15 protein-coding genes are annotated in these 16,614 nt (G+C 33.9%); 10 read left to right on the top strand and 5 right to left on the bottom strand.

Annotated features, from left to right (window positions below; genetic code table 11):
- Nucleotides 1–23 precede the first annotated feature (23 nt).
- Nucleotides 24–398: a DUF4258 domain-containing protein gene (locus EKL95_RS05410; RefSeq protein WP_126563715.1), complete on the top strand. Its 375-nt coding sequence runs from the start codon at nucleotides 24–26 to the stop codon at nucleotides 396–398.
- A 147-nt stretch (nucleotides 399–545) separates the two neighbouring features.
- On the opposite strand, the gene EKL95_RS05405 is transcribed toward EKL95_RS05410, so the two are convergent.
- Nucleotides 546–1,214, bottom strand: coding sequence for a uracil-DNA glycosylase (locus EKL95_RS05405; protein WP_126561540.1), 669 nt, complete (start codon nucleotides 1,212–1,214; stop codon nucleotides 546–548).
- Nucleotides 1,215–1,327: 113 nt separating this feature from the next.
- Here EKL95_RS05405 and EKL95_RS05400 point away from each other — a divergent pair, with 113 nt between their 5' ends.
- Nucleotides 1,328–3,493, top strand: a complete 2,166-nt coding sequence (locus EKL95_RS05400) for an endonuclease MutS2 (RefSeq protein WP_126563714.1) — start codon at nucleotides 1,328–1,330, stop codon at nucleotides 3,491–3,493.
- Nucleotides 3,494–3,580: 87 nt separating this feature from the next.
- Entirely contained in the window at nucleotides 3,581–3,997 is a 417-nt protein-coding gene (locus EKL95_RS05395) for a thiol-disulfide oxidoreductase DCC family protein (RefSeq protein WP_126563713.1), read from the top strand.
- 267 nt (nucleotides 3,998–4,264) lie between these two features.
- Here EKL95_RS05395 and ettA read toward each other — a convergent pair whose 3' ends face one another.
- From ettA to holA, 3 genes are all read right to left on the bottom strand, one after another.
- Nucleotides 4,265–5,959, bottom strand: a complete 1,695-nt coding sequence (ettA, locus tag EKL95_RS05390) for an energy-dependent translational throttle protein EttA (protein ID WP_126459410.1) — start codon at nucleotides 5,957–5,959, stop codon at nucleotides 4,265–4,267.
- Between the two features lie 71 nt (nucleotides 5,960–6,030).
- On the bottom strand, nucleotides 6,031–6,213 hold the full coding sequence (locus EKL95_RS05385; RefSeq protein ID WP_126459407.1) for a CAL67264 family membrane protein: 183 nt from the start codon (nucleotides 6,211–6,213) through the stop codon (nucleotides 6,031–6,033).
- A 65-nt stretch (nucleotides 6,214–6,278) separates the two neighbouring features.
- On the bottom strand, nucleotides 6,279–7,283 hold the full coding sequence (holA, locus tag EKL95_RS05380) for a DNA polymerase III subunit delta (RefSeq protein WP_126459404.1): 1,005 nt from the start codon (nucleotides 7,281–7,283) through the stop codon (nucleotides 6,279–6,281).
- Between the two features lie 93 nt (nucleotides 7,284–7,376).
- On the opposite strand from holA, the gene EKL95_RS05375 reads away from it, so the two are divergent.
- The 3 genes from EKL95_RS05375 (at nucleotide 7,377) to EKL95_RS05365 (ending at nucleotide 9,776) form a co-directional block, all read left to right on the top strand.
- Complete coding sequence (locus tag EKL95_RS05375; RefSeq protein ID WP_126459401.1) at nucleotides 7,377–7,823, top strand: type I restriction enzyme HsdR N-terminal domain-containing protein; 447 nt, start codon at nucleotides 7,377–7,379, stop codon at nucleotides 7,821–7,823.
- Nucleotides 7,824–7,888: 65 nt separating this feature from the next.
- Nucleotides 7,889–8,890 (top strand): glycosyltransferase family 2 protein, encoded by a 1,002-nt coding sequence (locus tag EKL95_RS05370; RefSeq protein ID WP_126451519.1) that lies wholly within the window; start codon nucleotides 7,889–7,891, stop codon nucleotides 8,888–8,890.
- 52 nt (nucleotides 8,891–8,942) lie between these two features.
- Complete coding sequence (locus EKL95_RS05365) at nucleotides 8,943–9,776, top strand: flagellar motor protein MotB (RefSeq protein WP_126459398.1); 834 nt, start codon at nucleotides 8,943–8,945, stop codon at nucleotides 9,774–9,776.
- Nucleotides 9,777–10,380: 604 nt separating this feature from the next.
- On the opposite strand, the gene ccsA is transcribed toward EKL95_RS05365, so the two are convergent.
- Complete coding sequence (gene ccsA / locus EKL95_RS05360) at nucleotides 10,381–13,581, bottom strand: cytochrome c biogenesis protein CcsA (RefSeq protein WP_126563712.1); 3,201 nt, start codon at nucleotides 13,579–13,581, stop codon at nucleotides 10,381–10,383.
- A 199-nt stretch (nucleotides 13,582–13,780) separates the two neighbouring features.
- On the opposite strand from ccsA, the gene EKL95_RS05355 reads away from it, so the two are divergent.
- From EKL95_RS05355 to EKL95_RS05340, 4 genes are all read left to right on the top strand, one after another.
- A complete protein-coding gene (locus EKL95_RS05355) occupies nucleotides 13,781–14,554 on the top strand; it encodes a Rossmann-like and DUF2520 domain-containing protein (RefSeq protein WP_126563711.1) in 774 nt (257 codons plus the stop codon).
- Nucleotides 14,538–15,065 (top strand): KdsC family phosphatase, encoded by a 528-nt coding sequence (locus EKL95_RS05350; RefSeq protein ID WP_126459389.1) that lies wholly within the window; start codon nucleotides 14,538–14,540, stop codon nucleotides 15,063–15,065. The genes EKL95_RS05355 and EKL95_RS05350 overlap by 17 nt, the downstream gene beginning before the upstream one ends.
- 95 nt (nucleotides 15,066–15,160) lie before the next feature.
- Nucleotides 15,161–16,030 carry a geranylgeranylglycerol-phosphate geranylgeranyltransferase gene (locus tag EKL95_RS05345; protein ID WP_233589380.1) on the top strand — a complete coding sequence of 290 codons (870 nt, stop codon included), beginning with the start codon at nucleotides 15,161–15,163 and terminating at the stop codon, nucleotides 16,028–16,030.
- Nucleotides 16,023–16,607: a Maf-like protein gene (locus tag EKL95_RS05340; RefSeq protein WP_126553376.1), complete on the top strand. Its 585-nt coding sequence runs from the start codon at nucleotides 16,023–16,025 to the stop codon at nucleotides 16,605–16,607. Before EKL95_RS05345 ends, EKL95_RS05340 begins: the two co-directional genes overlap by 8 nt.
- The last annotated feature ends 7 nt before the right edge of the window (nucleotides 16,608–16,614 follow it).

Genomic DNA, 16,614 nt, shown 5'->3' with positions numbered 1-16,614 from the left:
TACCTTTGCCAAAAATATAATTCATGAAGTTTATACATCGTTTTGCCTATTATCTTGTAGGTTTAGTTATAGGACTGTTTTTTGTAGCGTTAGTTTTCAGCGGCAAAGACACCCACTGCAATTATTTTCCAAACGCAAGAGTACTAAATGATTTAAGAAACAAACCCTTTTATTATTCCGATAAAGCTTCTCTTATTTTAGCTGAAAAATGGATTGATACTGCCGATATAAAAAATACATTGCAATTTGGAGATGTTGATTTTGACCAAAGTAATATTGATCTTAAGAAAGGAAAACTCTACCTTATAGAAGGTAAAACAATCAAAAACCAAGAAGTTACTTTGAAAGTAATTAATTATGCTGACAGAGCCGTTCTGGAAGATATAATAAAAAAATAATTACTCTTTTATTCAAACAAAAACAAATTCTAAAACCAGTACCATTAAAATCTTTTAAACCATTAAAAAATTTAGAAAATTAAGTTTTAAATCCTTAATTTCTTAATGGTTCAGAAAAATATAATTTAAGAATAGTTTAAAAGACTACTACCATTCTATTGGCTCTAAACCATTTCTTTTCAAATAAGAATTTGTTTTACTAAAATGTTTATTCCCGAACCATTTTCCCTGATTTGCACTCATAGGCGAAGGATGTCCGGATTCAAAAACCAAATGTTTATTTCGGTCGATTTTAAGTCCTTTTTTATGGGCGAAATTTCCCCAAAGTAAGAAAACAACATGCTCTTTTTCTCCCGAAATTTTTTGGATAACTGCATCCGTAAAAACATTCCATTTCAAGTGTTTATGGCTATTTGGGCTGTCTTCTCTCACGGTCAGCGAGGCATTCAACAATAAAACACCTTGCTTTGCCCAAGCTTCTAAATTACCGGCAGCAGGCATAAAAATAGTCCCTAAATCATCACTCATTTCGCGAAAAATATTGCGTAACGACGGCGGAATTCGGATGCCGTCATTCACAGAGAAACACAAACCATTCGCTTCGCCTTTACCATGATACGGATCTTGACCAATGATAACAATCTTTACATCTTTGAAACTGCAATAATTAAACGCTGCAAAAATCAATTCTTTGGGAGGATAACAAGTATGATTTTTATATTCCTCATCAACAGTTCCCATTAATTCCTGAAAATAGGATTTCTTGATTTCGTCTGATAAAATGGTTTTCCAAGAGGGATTGAGGTTAATTTGCATGTAATTTATTTTGCCGTAAAGTTCGCAAAGTTTTTCGCAAAGTACGCTAAAAAAATTAATGCATTTCACTTTGAATCTTTGTAACTTTGAACCTTTACAACTTAGATTATAAAATGATATCCATCACCGAAAAAACATTACAAGATTTACAATTTCCAACTGTTCTCGAAACCATTTCGACCATTTGTAATACTGACATTGGAAAACAAAAAGCATTAGAAATCACTCCATTTAAAGACAAGGAAACGTTGGTACAGGCATTAATGCAAACATCGGAATATGTTTCGTCTTTCCAAAATAACAATGCCATTCCAAATCATGGTTTTGATGCCATCACGTATGAGATAAAATTTCTGGCCATTGAAGACAGTTTCTTGGAAGTGGGCAGTTTTAGAAAAATCGCTACCATTTCATCAACGGTAAATTTCCTATTGAGTTTTTTGAGAAAATTCGAAGATTATTATCCAAATTTAAACGCAAGAGCAAACCAAGTTGAACTGACTAAAGAAATTATCACGATGGTCGATGAAGTAGTTGACAAATATGGTGAAATAAAAGACAATGCATCCCCGGATTTATTGAATATCCGTAGGAACATGAATGCGGTTCGCGGGAAAGTGAATCAAAGTTTTGGCACAGCACTGACACAATATAACTCATTAGGATATTTAGACGATATAAAAGAAAGTTTTGTACAAAACAGACGTGTTTTGGCCGTTTTAGCCATGTACCGTCGCAAAGTAAAAGGATCCATTCTGGGCAGTTCCAAGACTGGAAGTATTGCTTATATTGAACCGGAAGCTACCTTACAATATTCTCGTGAATTGAGTAATTTAGAATATGAAGAAAAAGAAGAAATCACCCGAATTTTAAAACAGTTATCTAATTATATTCGTCCTTTTTTACAGTTATTGATTGAATATCAGGATTTCTTGAGTGATATTGATGTAATTGCCGCAAAGGCAAAATATGCTAATAAAATCAACGGAATTTTGCCAACAATTACTGAGGAACGTCGTGTTTATTTTAGAGATGCGTACCATCCTATTTTATATTTGAATAATAAACAGAAAAACGAAATTACACACCCGCAAACTATTGAACTCAGTCAGGAAAGTAGAATTATTGTAATTTCCGGACCCAACGCAGGAGGAAAAACTATCTCCTTGAAAACCGTTGGATTATTGCAACTGATGCTACAATCCGGTATGTTAATTCCCGTTCATGAACGCAGTGAAACATTTTTATTTGATAGAATTTTAACAGATATAGGAGACAATCAATCTATTGAAAATCACTTAAGTACATACAGTTACCGATTAAAGAACATGAACTATTTCCTGAAGAAGTGTAATAGAAAAACTATGTTTCTTATTGATGAATTTGGTACGGGTTCAGATCCTGAATTGGGAGGTGCTTTAGCCGAAATTTTCTTAGAAGAGTTCTACCATCGGGAAGCTTTTGGGATTATTACCACTCATTATTCAAATCTAAAAATTCTGGCTAACGAATTGCCTTTTGCTACCAATGCCAACATGCTTTTTGATGAAAAATCATTAGAGCCTATGTATAAATTGGCATTAGGTCAAGCCGGAAGTTCATTTACCTTTGAAGTCGCTCTGAAAAACGGAATTCCTTTCAGCTTAATCAATCGGGCCAAAAAGAAAATTGAAGTTGGAAAAGTACGCTTTGATAAAACGATTGCCACCCTTCAAAAAGAGCGTTCAAAGATGGAAAAAACATCGCAAACCCTCAAGGAAGAAGAAACAAAAGCGCGTGAAGAAGGCAAGAAAATGGAGACTATCAATGTAAAAATCAAACAAAAACTAGAAAGCTATCAGGAATTATATGACAGCAACCAGAAAACGATTTACATTGGACAAAAAATTGAAGACATTTCAGAGAAATATTTCAATAATAAAAATAAGAAAGAATTGCTTGGTGAATTTCTTAAAATTATTGAAATAGAAAATTCAAAACGCAAAAAAGTAACTGTTAAAGAAACTAAAGCACTGATAGAAAAGAAAAAAGAAGTCATTCAAGAAGTTACGGTTCAAGTGGAGGAAATAAGAAAAGAAAAGAAAGAAAAGAAATTAAAAATCGTGGTTGAAAAACCAAAACCAACCTTAAAAGTAGGCGATCGCGTGCGAATGCTTGATGGAAAAGCAGTAGGAACCATCGATTCTATTGAAAAAAACAAAGTAACAGTGAACTACGGCGTATTTACTTCAAAAGTCAGTTTGGAAGCGCTGGAGTTTGTTGAAGCGGGGAAGAAGTAACCAGTATTCAGTTTGCAGTCTCATCACGTATTTCATCATTTTGATGAAGCAGAAATTTCAATCTAGTTGAATTATAAAATTTAAATTATGCTCAATATTCCTAAAGACAAAAAAATAATTCTCTTTGACGGCGTTTGCAATCTGTGTGATTCGGCGATGCAAGTGATTATTAAGCATGATACTAAAGATATTTTCCGATTTGTCGCCTTACAATCTGATTTGGGTCAAAAAATTATCAAACATTTGGGAGTTAATACACAAAAAACAGATAGTATTATTCTGTATCAGCCTGGTTTTGCTTATTATTATAAATCAGAAGCTGCTTTAGCAATAGCTAAAAACTTAGGTGGGCTATTTTATTTAACCACTATATTTTCGATATTCCCCACATCGTTCAATAATTACATTTATGATTATATCGCTGTAAATCGATACAAATGGTTTGGAAAAAAGGAAAGTTGTATGATTCCCACAAAAGAGTTAGAGGCTAAGTTTTTAGACTAAAAGACCAATTATAATAATTATCATGCCTTTTATTTTATGAGAAGCCTGAATTTGAACCAACTTAAAATAAATGGATCAAGAAAGACACTACACTTTTTTCTTGGGATAACGGAACTTTTATAATGGTTGTCAAATTTGGTTTAGTCAACGTAGAAATTTTTTAGCAGTTTTCATTATGATGAATTCCGACAGAACAAAAATTACAGAACAAAAAAAGAGGATGTCTATTAGTCATCCTCTTGCTGTTATTAACAAATTTCAGAAAGACTAACTTCTAATTAACTTTCTGTATTTCAATCGTTTTGGTGTTAAATCACCACCCAAACGTTTCTTTTTATTTTCTTCATATTCAGAGAAGCCACCTTCAAAACAATACACTTCAGAGTTTCCTTCAAAAGCTAGAATGTGTGTACAAATCCTATCTAAGAACCATCTGTCGTGAGAAATAACAACCGCACAACCGGCAAAACTCTCCAAACCTTCTTCTAATGCACGAAGTGTATTGATGTCCAAATCATTCGTAGGCTCATCCAGCAAAAGTACGTTTCCTTCTTCTTTCAAAGTCATTGCTAGATGCAAACGGTTACGTTCTCCACCGGAAAGCATAGAAACTTTCTTATTTTGTTCTCCACCACCAAAATTAAATCGTGACAAATATGCTCTTGAATTTACTTGTTTTCCGCCCATCATTATCAATTCCTGACCGTCAGCAAAGTTTTCCCAAATCGATTTATTAGGATCTATATTGGAGTGCGCTTGATCTACGTAAGCAATTTTTACGGTATCCCCAATTAAAAATTCCCCTGCATCTGGCTTCTCTTCGCCCATTATCATTTTGAAGATAGTTGATTTACCAGCCCCATTGGGTCCGATAATCCCAACAATTCCTGCTTGTGGCAACGTAAAATTTAAATTATCATACAATAATTTATCTCCATAAGCTTTAGCAACATTTTTGGCTTCAATTACATTCGTCCCTAAACGTGGTCCATTTGGAATATAAATTTCCAGATTTTCATCTAATTGTTTTTGATCTTCATTCAGTAATTTATCGTAGTTCTGCAAACGCGCTTTTTGTTTTGTTTGACGCCCTTTGGCACCTTGACGAACCCAATCCAACTCGCGTTCTAAGTTTTTTCTGCGTTTTGAAGCTACTTTTTCTTCTAATGCCATACGGCTTGATTTTTGGTCTAACCAAGAAGAATAGTTCCCTTTCCAAGGAATTCCTTCCCCTCTGTCCAATTCCAGAATCCAACCGGCCACATTATCCAAGAAGTATCTATCGTGCGTTACTGCAATTACAGTTCCGGCATATTGTGCTAAATGTTGTTCTAACCAAAGTACACTTTCGGCATCCAAGTGATTCGTAGGCTCATCCAAAAGCAATACATCAGGTTGTTGCAACAACAAGCGACATAAAGCTACACGACGACGCTCACCACCAGATAAATTCTTAATTGGCGTATCGCCTTCCGGAGTACGCAAAGCATCCATGGCAATTTCCAGTTTAGTATCGATTTCCCACGCTCCCAATGCATCAATTTTGTCTTGTAAAAGTGCTTGACGATCCATCAATTGCTCCATTTTATCGGCATTTTCATAGACTTCCGGCAAACCAAAACTATCATTGATTTTATTGAATTCTTCTAAAACTGCCATTGTTTCAGCAACTCCTTCTCTTACAATTTCAATAACCGTTTTAGTATCATCTAAAATAGGTTCTTGTTCTAAATACCCTACCGTATAACCCGGTGCAAACACTACATCTCCTTGGTAGTTTTTATCAACACCGGCAATAATTTTTAATAAAGAAGATTTTCCGGAACCATTTAAACCCAAAATACCAATCTTAGCTCCATAAAAGAAACTCAAATAGATGTTTTTAAGTACTGGTTTATCTGCTCCTTGATAGGTTTTACTCAATTTTGACATTGAGAATATCACTTTTTTATCGTCTGCCATCTCTATTTTTTTAATTTAAAATTATATTATCTATTTGCTCTTAAGTCTCATATCTACATTAAGAATAACTACTAAAGTCTGCCTTTAAGTGAACTAAACACCCAAGCATTAGCCAAAAAGCCAACACCTACAGCTGCAAATCCCCAGCCTGCTACGTCATCATATTTAAAAGCGCCTAATGCGATAAGCAATAAACCCATTACAATCATTATCAAAGTAGCCCAACCTAAAATAGTATTTTTATTCATTCCCATAATTGTGGTATTTATTTTTAATAACCCGAAGTTTCGGGAGTGCAAATATCGGAAATTTTTGTCCTTTAATTAAATATTTTATAAAGCATTTCTCGTAACAAATCAGAATGCGACATTGCATTGGCGCCAACACCCTTGCTTTTGACATCAATATCTCTTAAAGCACCAACAATCTGACTCACTTTTTTCATGGGATAGTTTTTCAAAGCCACATCATATTCTTTCAAAAAAAACGGATTCACGCTTAATACGGCAGCTACATTTTTAGGATTTCTGTCTTTCAAACCATGGTATTTTAGTAATTGGATAAAAAATCCAAAAACCAAACTGGTAGTCACCACCATTGGATTATCTTTTGGATTCTGGGCAAAGTTTTCAGCAATCGTATACGCCTTTAATTGGTTGCGTTCGCCAATTGCTTTTCGCAATTCAAATACATTAAAATCTTTGCTAAACCCTATATTTTCCTCAATATGTTTAGGAGTTATGGTACTTCCCGCTGGTAAAATAATTTGTAATTTTTCGAGTTCATTGTTTATTTTACTTAGATCCGTTCCTAGAAATTCCACTAGCATGGCACTGGCTTTAGGCTCTATAGCATACTTTTTACCTGCTAAAACACGTTTAATCCAGTCCCCAACTTGGTTTTCATACAGTTTTTTACTTTCATAAACCACTCCATTTTTAGTCAATAACTTGGTTAGTTTTTTACGTTTGTCTAGCGTTTTGTATTTGTAACAAAAAACTAAAACGGTTGTTGCCATTGGATTCTCAGCGTAGCTCTCCAGTTTGTCTATCGTGCGAATCAAATCCTGTGCTTCTTTGACAATTACCACCTGTCGTTCCGCCATCATTGGATAGCGTTTTGCGGTCGAGATAATATCTTCTATCGTAACATCCCTTCCGTATAAAACGGTCTGATTGAATCCTTTTTCTTCTTCTGTTAATATTTTATCCTCAATATAAGTCGCTAATTTATCAATATAATATGGCTCTTCTCCCATCAAAAAATAGAGGGGCCTGATGGTTCCGTTTTTTATATCATTTACAATTTTTAATACTTCATCCATTTTCTTTTTTGTTTGAAGTTTAAAGTTTAAAGTTTGTTGAATCGTATGAAACTTTACACCTTAAATTTTAAACAAAATAACTATTTTTGCTTCATGCAGCAATTAAATTTTTCTTCCTATACTTTTCGGTTCAAAAATAGCGAAAATAAAGTTTCTATTTTTGATGCAATCAGGAAAAAATTCATCATTCTTACTCCCGAAGAATGGGTTCGCCAGCATGTAGTTCAATTTTTATTGGAAGAAAAAAAATACCCAAAATCATTGATTAATGTCGAAAAAGTACTTAAAGTCAATGGCTTGCGCAAAAGATACGATGTTGTGGTTTTTAATCCGGATGGTTCTATTTTTATTTTAATCGAATGCAAAGCGCCTGAAGTAAAAATTACCCAAGCGACTTTCGACCAAATTGCAAGATATAATATGACACTAAAGTCTGAATTTTTAATGGTGACCAATGGATTGAATCATTACTTTTGCCAAATGGATTTTGAAAACGAGAGATATGCTTTTCTAGAGAATCTACCAAATTATAATAGTTAGAATATTAAACTTCTTAGATTGTAATGGTCTAAAATGTCGAAAAATCTGAAAATCTAAAAATCTGAATGAAAGTAGCTGTTGTCATCCTGAATTGGAATGGAATTTTATTATTAGAAAAATTTTTGCCGTCTGTGGTTAAATATTCACCGGAAGCTACCATTTATGTGGCTGACAATGCCTCTACAGATGATTCGATTTCTTATATAAAAGCTTTTTTTCCTTTGGTTAAAATTGTTAAAAACGAAAGCAATCTGGGTTTTGCCAGTGGCTACAATGAAGCCTTAAAACACATAGATGCTACACTATTTGCCTTGGTGAATTCTGACATTGAAGTGACTGAAAATTGGTTGCAACCGATACTTAAAACTTTTAGAAAAGAACCTGAAACTGCCATTATTCAGCCTAAAATATTAGATTTCAAACGCAAAGAATATTTTGAATACGCTGGTGCTGCCGGTGGATTCATTGATAAATTTGGATATCCGTATTGTCGAGGACGAATTTTTGACACCGTAGAAAAAGACTGTGGTCAGTATGATGACAACCGAGAAATATTTTGGGCTTCCGGAGCTTGTTTTTTTATCCGAAGTTCTGTTTATAAGGAATTAAATGGCTTTGACGGCGATTTTTTTGCACATCAAGAAGAGATTGATTTATGTTGGCGTGCTTTCAACAAAGGGTATAAAATAAAATACAATTATGAGTCCGTTGTTTACCATGTTGGCGGGGCTACTTTGCAACAAGGGAATTCCAAAAAAACTTTTTTGAACTTTAGAAATTCATTGTTAATGCTAACCAAAAATATCCCAAAAAATCAATTATTTTGGATACTTTTAATCCGAATGGTGTTAGACGGAATTGCAGGTTTACAATTTATTTTCAAAGGAAAGTTCAAACATTTTTTCGCAATACTAAAAGCCCACGGGTCCTTTTACAGCCTATTTTCATCACAATGCAAAAAAAGAGCAAAATTTCAAAAACAAAAATACTATACTACAAAAAGTATCGTTTACATTTATTTTATCAGGAATATCGTTGTTTTTAACGATTTATTTGGAATAAAATAAATATAAAAAAGTTAAATTTGTAATTAACATTAAAACTAAAACTAAACAATTTATGAAAAAAATAGTAATTGCCTTATCTGTTTTAGCTGTACTATCCTCATGTGTATCAAAAAAGAAATACACTGATTTAGAAGCTAGAAACAAAGAAACTCAGGATTTATTAAATACAGCAACTGTAAAATTAAATTCTTGCTTAGAAGAAAAAGCGGGTCTTATTGCTACCGTGAGTGGTTTGAAAGACCAAAATCAAGGTTTAATCAGTACTTCTAGAGACATGACTATTCTGTCTACTAAAGGAGCTGAAAATATTGAAAAAGCGTTAGAATCTATCAAAGAGAAAGATTTGAAAATTAGTAGAATGCAAGATGCTTTAACTAAAAAAGACAGTGTAACACTTGCGTTAGTTACTAGTTTAAAAAGTTCAGTAGGAATCTCTGATCCGGATATCGAAATAAATGTAGAAAAAGGAGTTGTATTTATCTCTATAGCTGACAAACTATTGTTTAAAAGCGGAAGTTATGAAGTGACTGATAGAGCCAAAATGGTTTTGGCTAAAGTTGCCAAAGTGGTCAATGATAAACCCGATTTTGAATGTATGGTTGAAGGACATACTGATAATGTTCCTTATAATGGTTCCGGTGTGATACTTGACAACTGGGATTTAAGTGTGAAACGTTCTACTTCTATTATTCGTGTTTTAACGAATCAATTGGGTGTTAAACCAGAGCAATTAATAGCGGCAGGAAGAAGTTCATATATTCCTTTAGTTGCAAATGATTCGGCTGAAAACAGATCTCGTAACAGAAGAACTCGTATTGTTGTTTTACCAAAAATTGATCAATTCTACGAAATGATTGAAAAAGAAATGAAAAAACAAAGACCATAATTTCATATTTAAATTGAAATTATAGAGGCTGTCTCAAAAAGACAGCCTCTTTTTTTATATAAAAAAATGACAAATGGACTTTTTTTATTTAATTGATTTACCTATTTTTAGGTTGTATTAATATAATTGCATGGCGGTTCAAAAAAACCACTTTTAAGGCATCTCATCAAACTACTATCAAACCATAGAATACGAAGAACAAAATTTATTCCGGGAGAAATAAACTCCTATTCCATACCCAACTACCTATGCTGATTTTATGCATAAGAAGGAAAATCACATGCTAAATGACCAACTCAAAGCGACTTATAATGCATGCTTTTCTTATTTCCAATCAAATACTTTATTCACGACACCATCCCCTTCCAACACGACAGACACAACCATTATATCCATACATTTTGTCCTGTATGCAAGCCGTTTTGGTTGTTTATGCAAAAAAGCAACTCCATGAGCTGCTTTTTACTTTTTTTACAACTTCATCTTCTCGAGAGTGAAATCGATTTTAGGAACTAGTAGGTTTTCTCTTTTAGAAATACAATCAAAAGAGACTGGCTCATTTTTATATTGAGACAGTCTATTTGTTATTGGAAAATAATCCAACTTATTTCTTATAATATTTCTTGTATTTTGGATAGGAAACAGCACCAAATAATGTTATTACTGCCAGTGAATACCAAATCCAGTTTAAGGAATGGGCTTCTCCACTCGCATAGGAATGCAATCCTACCAGATGAAAATTCACACCGTAATAGGTGAATAATATAGATATAAAAGCAAACATACTCATTAAATTGAATACCCATTTCCCGCGTAGTGATGGAACAAATCGGGCATGAATTACAAAAGCATAGACCATAATACTGATTAATGCCCAAGTTTCTTTTGGATCCCAGCCCCAGTATCGTCCCCAGCTTTCATTGGCCCATTGTCCTCCAAGGAAGTTTCCAATAGTCAACATTATCAAACCTATCGTTAAGGCTAATTCATTAATGTAAGTGATCTCTTGAATATTCAAATCCATTTTGGCTTTGTTTTTTTCATTGGTAAACAAAATCAGCAATAATGAAACCGTCCCCAAAATCATTCCTAACGCAAACGGTCCATAACTGGCCACAATTACCGCCACATGAATCATTAACCAATAGGAGTTCAGCACCGGTTGTAAATTTGCAATTTCCGGGTCAATCCAGTTTAGATTTGCAGCCCAAAGAATCATTGCGGTTACAAAAGCTGAAGAAGCCACAGTAAGTTTTGATTTTCTGTCGAAAGCCAAACCAAAAAACATGGTAGCCCAAGCAATATATATAATTGATTCATACGCATTACTCCAAGGTGCGTGACCAGAAATATACCAACGGGCAATTAAGCCCACAGTATGCAATGCAAAAAATAATCCTATAATAATATGCATTGTATTTACTGCTATAGCTAATGCTTTGCGCTCTTTGAAGATTTGCATAATTGTAAAAAACAACATCAAAATTGCCGCTAAAACATACCAATAAAAAAGTTTATTGAAAACATCATATTTATTATACAACACTTCTGATGTAATTCTTTCTTCACTTGGTCTCACTTTACTCCCAAAACGTTTTTGGAAACCATTGATACTTTCCAGCAATTCATCGGCAGTTTTGTAATCATTAGAAGTTGAAGCGTTTGCCAAAGAACCAAAATACAAAGGCAATACATTTTTAGTATACGTCGCTTCCATTCCTTTGAAACCAGCTTCGTTAAGTTCTAAATAAGAAACCCACTTGTTGTTTTTATCATCCGGAATAGGGAAAATTTTTAATATTCGACCGCTTAACGCTGATTCCATCAAATTTACTCTTTTATCGGTTTCGATAAAATCCTTTTCAAATTGATTGGGGTTAGCCGCTTTAAATGATTCTTCTAAATATTTAGAAAGTTTATAATTTCCCTTGGCATCAAAGAAAGCTACAAAAGGTGCAAATTTAGCTTTCTTATCAACCCCAATTATTTTTCTTAAACTGTCATTTCCTCTTCTTAAATGAATGATTGGAATCTCAATCCAATAGCTAGCATACTGAGTGATAGACAAGAAAACTTGATCTGAATTCATATCATTATAGGAATCACTCTGGCTTACTTTTCGCAATAATTCAGATGAAAACGTATTAATCGGTTTCATTCTACCGCCGCCGTCTTGAATTACAAGTCTACCAAATTTTGCGGCATGTTCTGCAGGAACTTTATATTTAGTAATTAAATCATTCAGTTCATCCTGATTCAATACTTTTTTGGTATGATTAGCGTGTGTTGCCGGGGCTGCTTCAGCTTCCGTGTGCGCATGTCCCTCGTGATCCGCATGGTCGTGTTCTTGTGCAAAACTGTTGAAACTAAATAGCAGGATTAAAATAGTCAGCAATTTGGCTTTCTTAATTTTTACCACTTCTAATTTTCTCTTAATATCTGCAAAACGAGAATACTTAGTAAACATAATGGACATCATGGCAAAATATAGCATGAAATAACCACCATAAGTGATTGCTGTTCCCCAAAAATCGTGATTTACAGACAATATGGTTCCTTTTTCATCAGGATCAAACCCGGATTGAAAAAAGCGATATCCTTTATAATCCAAAACATTGTTCATATATATTCTGGCATCAAAAGGTTCTTTATCCTCAACAGTAACCTGACTTTCAAATGAAGAATAACTTTTCTCTGTTCCTGGATATTTTTGTGCAATAAAGTCATTCAATTTAATTTTAAAAGGCAAAACATACGCCTTACTTCCATAAAAAACCGAGTACTCTATATTCCCAATTTTCACTGAATTTACATCTCCTAATTTACCTTTGGAGCCTAAAACGGTTACTGTTTTTTCTTGTCCCTCAGCCGTTATTTTTACTGTTAGTGCATCTTCATGATTTTTAGCTTTAAAATCATTATTAGATTCATAATCGATAACCCCTTTTACAGCAGGATCCGGGAGCACAAATCGCATTTCACCTATTGTGTATAACGAACGCATCATCAATGGTTGCGCGCTATCCTTAGTCACTTTTCCTTTTAGTTTATCTGCCATTCGCATAAAATCTCCTTCAAAAGGTGTTTGAATTGTATACGCGTTTCCTGTAGTATTGATATTTATGGCACCATCCGTAAATTTATTTAGCGAAAATAAAACATTATGAATATTTTGTACTTCGCCCTCTTTCAAGAAATGTTCATGACGACTACCATCTCCTGCTTCGACTAATTTCAAATACAAAATTCCTTTTGGATCAGGTTTGACATATTCTTTAGCTCCCATTATAAAATTTTCATATTCCACTTCAAATGGGGTATCAGCAAAAGTACCGGAAATGCTAAAATTATTACTAGTGGCAGGAGAAAGCAGTACCTGTTTTTCAAAAACCCGGCGTTTCATTTCTCCTTTAAATTCGCCATCTACAAAAAGTGTCAGGTAGGTTTTATCAGAAAAAATCTGATTTTCAGCGGCCCCTTCACGAATTGGCATCATTCCTTCATAACTGATGTATCGCGTTACAAAAGCACCAAGAATGATAAGAATAAAAGACAAATGCAACAATAAAGTAGCCCATTTTTCTTTCTTCAAGAGTTGATACCGCTTAATATTCCCGATGAAATTAATCACAAAAAATACGTGAATAGCCTCAAACCACCACGCATTATAAATTAAAATTTTTGCCGTATCCGTATTGTACTTACTTTCGATAAAAGTTCCTGTGGCCATGGCAACGGCATATGAAATAAACAGAAAGGCCATTAATCGTGTAGAAAACAAAAAAGAAAATATTTTTTTATCCATTTTTATGGGATTATGTTTTATAAAAGTGGTACAAAAGTACTTAAAAATGTTGACTTCTATATTCCTACATTTGTTAATTTAAACTAAAATTAAGTCTTTTTCAAGGAGGCTAAAGAACTTTTTTTTAGGCTGGTTTTTATTTGTAACCTTCCTGAAAATTGAATAATACACTTCATATTTTTTTTGCTAATTTTACCCCATGATCAAAGTAGTTATTATTGGCTCCGGAAATGTGGCACAGCATTTAATTGCGGCATTTCAAAATCCTCATAGACCAGGGACAGAAATAGAATTGGTTCAGGTATATTCGAGACAAATAAAAAGTGTTTCCCACCTAATAGACTTGGAAAAAGTCACTAATAATTTCAATACTTTAGTTGAAGCCGACATGTATATCATTTCAGTTTCTGATGATGCTATTGCTGAAGTTTCCTCTAATCTAGCTTTCAAGAATCGCTTAGTGGTGCATACTTCCGGGAGTGTTTCTTTGCATGCATTAGACGAAAATAATCGAAGAGGCGTTTTTTATCCTTTGCAAACGTTTACCAAAAACAAAACGGTCGATTTCAATATCATTCCTATTTGTTTAGAAAGCGAAAATGGGATTGATTATGAATTATTGGATAAAGTGGCCAAATCAATTTCAGGAACCGTTTATGCAATCAACTCTGAGCAACGAAAAGCCTTGCATGTGGTGGCCGTATTTGTGAACAATTTTACCAATCATTTGTACCAAATAGGTCAGGAAATCTGCCAGGAACATCAGGTTCCATTTGAAATCTTAAGACCTTTAATTGCAGAAACAGTTCGGAAAATAATGGTACTTTCGCCGCAAGAGGCACAAACGGGTCCTGCAAAACGCAATGACACTTCAACGATTGAAGCCCACGAAGCTTTTTTATCAAATGAAAATCATCTGACTATTTATAAAATACTAACACAATCAATACAAGAGAATGGCAAAAAGTTATAAAGAAATAATGAACGAGATCACTACTTTTATTTTTGATGTCGATGGGGTACTAACTGACAGCTCTGTTTTTGTAACTAATGAAGGAGAAATATTGCGCACCATGAATATTAGAGATGGATACGCTATGAAAGCAGCTATAGAAAGCGGGTTTAATGTATGTGTTATTTCCGGCGGAAGCAATGAAGGGGTTCGAGTCAGACTACGAAATCTGGGGGTTACAGACATCTATTTAGGTACGCCGGACAAAGTAGAAACTTTTAAAGAATATGTGGAACTTTACAACATTAAACCTGAAAACGTGTTATACATGGGCGATGATATTCCTGATTATCATGTGATGCAGTTAGTCACATTACCCACTTGTCCCCAAGATGCTAGCCCGGAAATCAAAGCTATTTCCCGTTATATTTCGCATAAAAACGGAGGAAAAGGAGCGGCCAGAGATGTCATCGAGCAAGTCATGAAAGCACAAGGGAAATGGATGGCACATTTTGACGGGAAGCATGATTAGTATTATTTTAAATGTTAAATTATAAATTTCAAATAACATCTGTGGTTCCTTTTTTAAAACTAATTCGATACCAGAACTTGCTAATACTTGCTTTTATGCAATTTGTTTTCAGGTATGGTTTTTTACACGTTCAGAATATTTCTTTGGCGTTATCGGATTGGCAGTATGGATTATTAATTTTATCAACTGCTTTGATCGCTGCAGGCGGCTATGTGATCAATGATATCTATGACCAAAAAACAGATACCGTCAATAAACCAAATGCTGTGATTGTGGGCAAAACCATTTCAGAAATTCAAGCCTATAATCTGTATATTTGGCTTACGTCAAGTGGGATAATGATTGGTTTTTATTTGTCGAATGTCATACGAAAACCAGGTTTTGCCTCTATTTTTATTTTGGTTGCCGCAACACTTTATTTGTATGCAACCAGTCTGAAACAAATGATGCTTATTGGTAATATCATTGTGGCTTTACTACTTTCTTTTAGTGTGATTATCATTGGAGTTTTCGATTTATTTCCTGCAACAACAATAAATAATCAGCAACAAATGGGCTTGTTTTTTTCTATCTTGATAGATTATGCTATTTTTGCTTTTGTTATTAATCTGCTTCGGGAAATTGTCAAAGATATAGAAGATACAGATGGCGATTATAATCAAGGAATGAGTACCTTACCTATTGTAATTGGAAAATCCAGAACGGCAAAAATAGTTTCCGGCTTAAGTTTGATCCCGCTATTTTTTATCGTATATTATATTCATCGGTACCTGTTAGAATTATTGTTTGCAACATTATATATGTTGTTATTTGTTGTAGGTCCGTTGTTTTATTTCACTTTAAAAATTTGGTCTGCAAAATCAAAAAGAGAGTGCCGAATCTTGAGTGTATTGTTAAAATGGATCCTTCTTTTAGGAATTTTATCCGTTATTGTTATTCGTTTAAATATAAAATATAATGCTTAAAAATAAATTAAAAAAATACACCCTTATTCTGGCTTCAGGATCGCCAAGACGGCAGCAGTTTTTCAAAGATTTGGACTTAGATTTTGAAATTCGATTGAAAGAAATCGAAGAAATTTATCCTCCTGAGTTAAAAGCGTACGAAATCACGAACTATTTGGCTGAATTAAAAGCCAGTGCTTTTGACGGTGAATTACAGTCCAATGAAATCCTAATCACCAGTGACACCATTGTTTGGTACAACAACAAAGCGCTAGGCAAACCAAAAGACGAACAGGATGCTTTTGAAATCTTGAAATCATTATCGAATGCTACTCACCAAGTAATTACTTCTGTTTGCTTTAAGACAAATGAAAAAGTAGTCCTGCTTCATGAAATAACAAAAGTCACTTTTAACACGTTGAGTGAGGAATCCATTCGCTACTATATAGAAAATTACAAGCCCTATGACAAAGCGGGTGCTTATGGTATTCAGGAATGGATCGGTTTTATTGGCGTTTCAAAAATTGAAGGTTCCTATGCTAATGTGATGGGAATGCCTACGGATAAAGTATATGACTACTTAACTAAATTAGACTGATTGCATT

It is taken from the genome of Flavobacterium sp. LB2P53, from assembly GCF_003970305.1.
In the GTDB taxonomy this organism is placed as follows: domain Bacteria; phylum Bacteroidota; class Bacteroidia; order Flavobacteriales; family Flavobacteriaceae; genus Flavobacterium.
The sequence above is the reverse complement of the archived record's forward strand: the minus strand, read 5'-3'. Positions and strand labels throughout refer to the sequence as shown.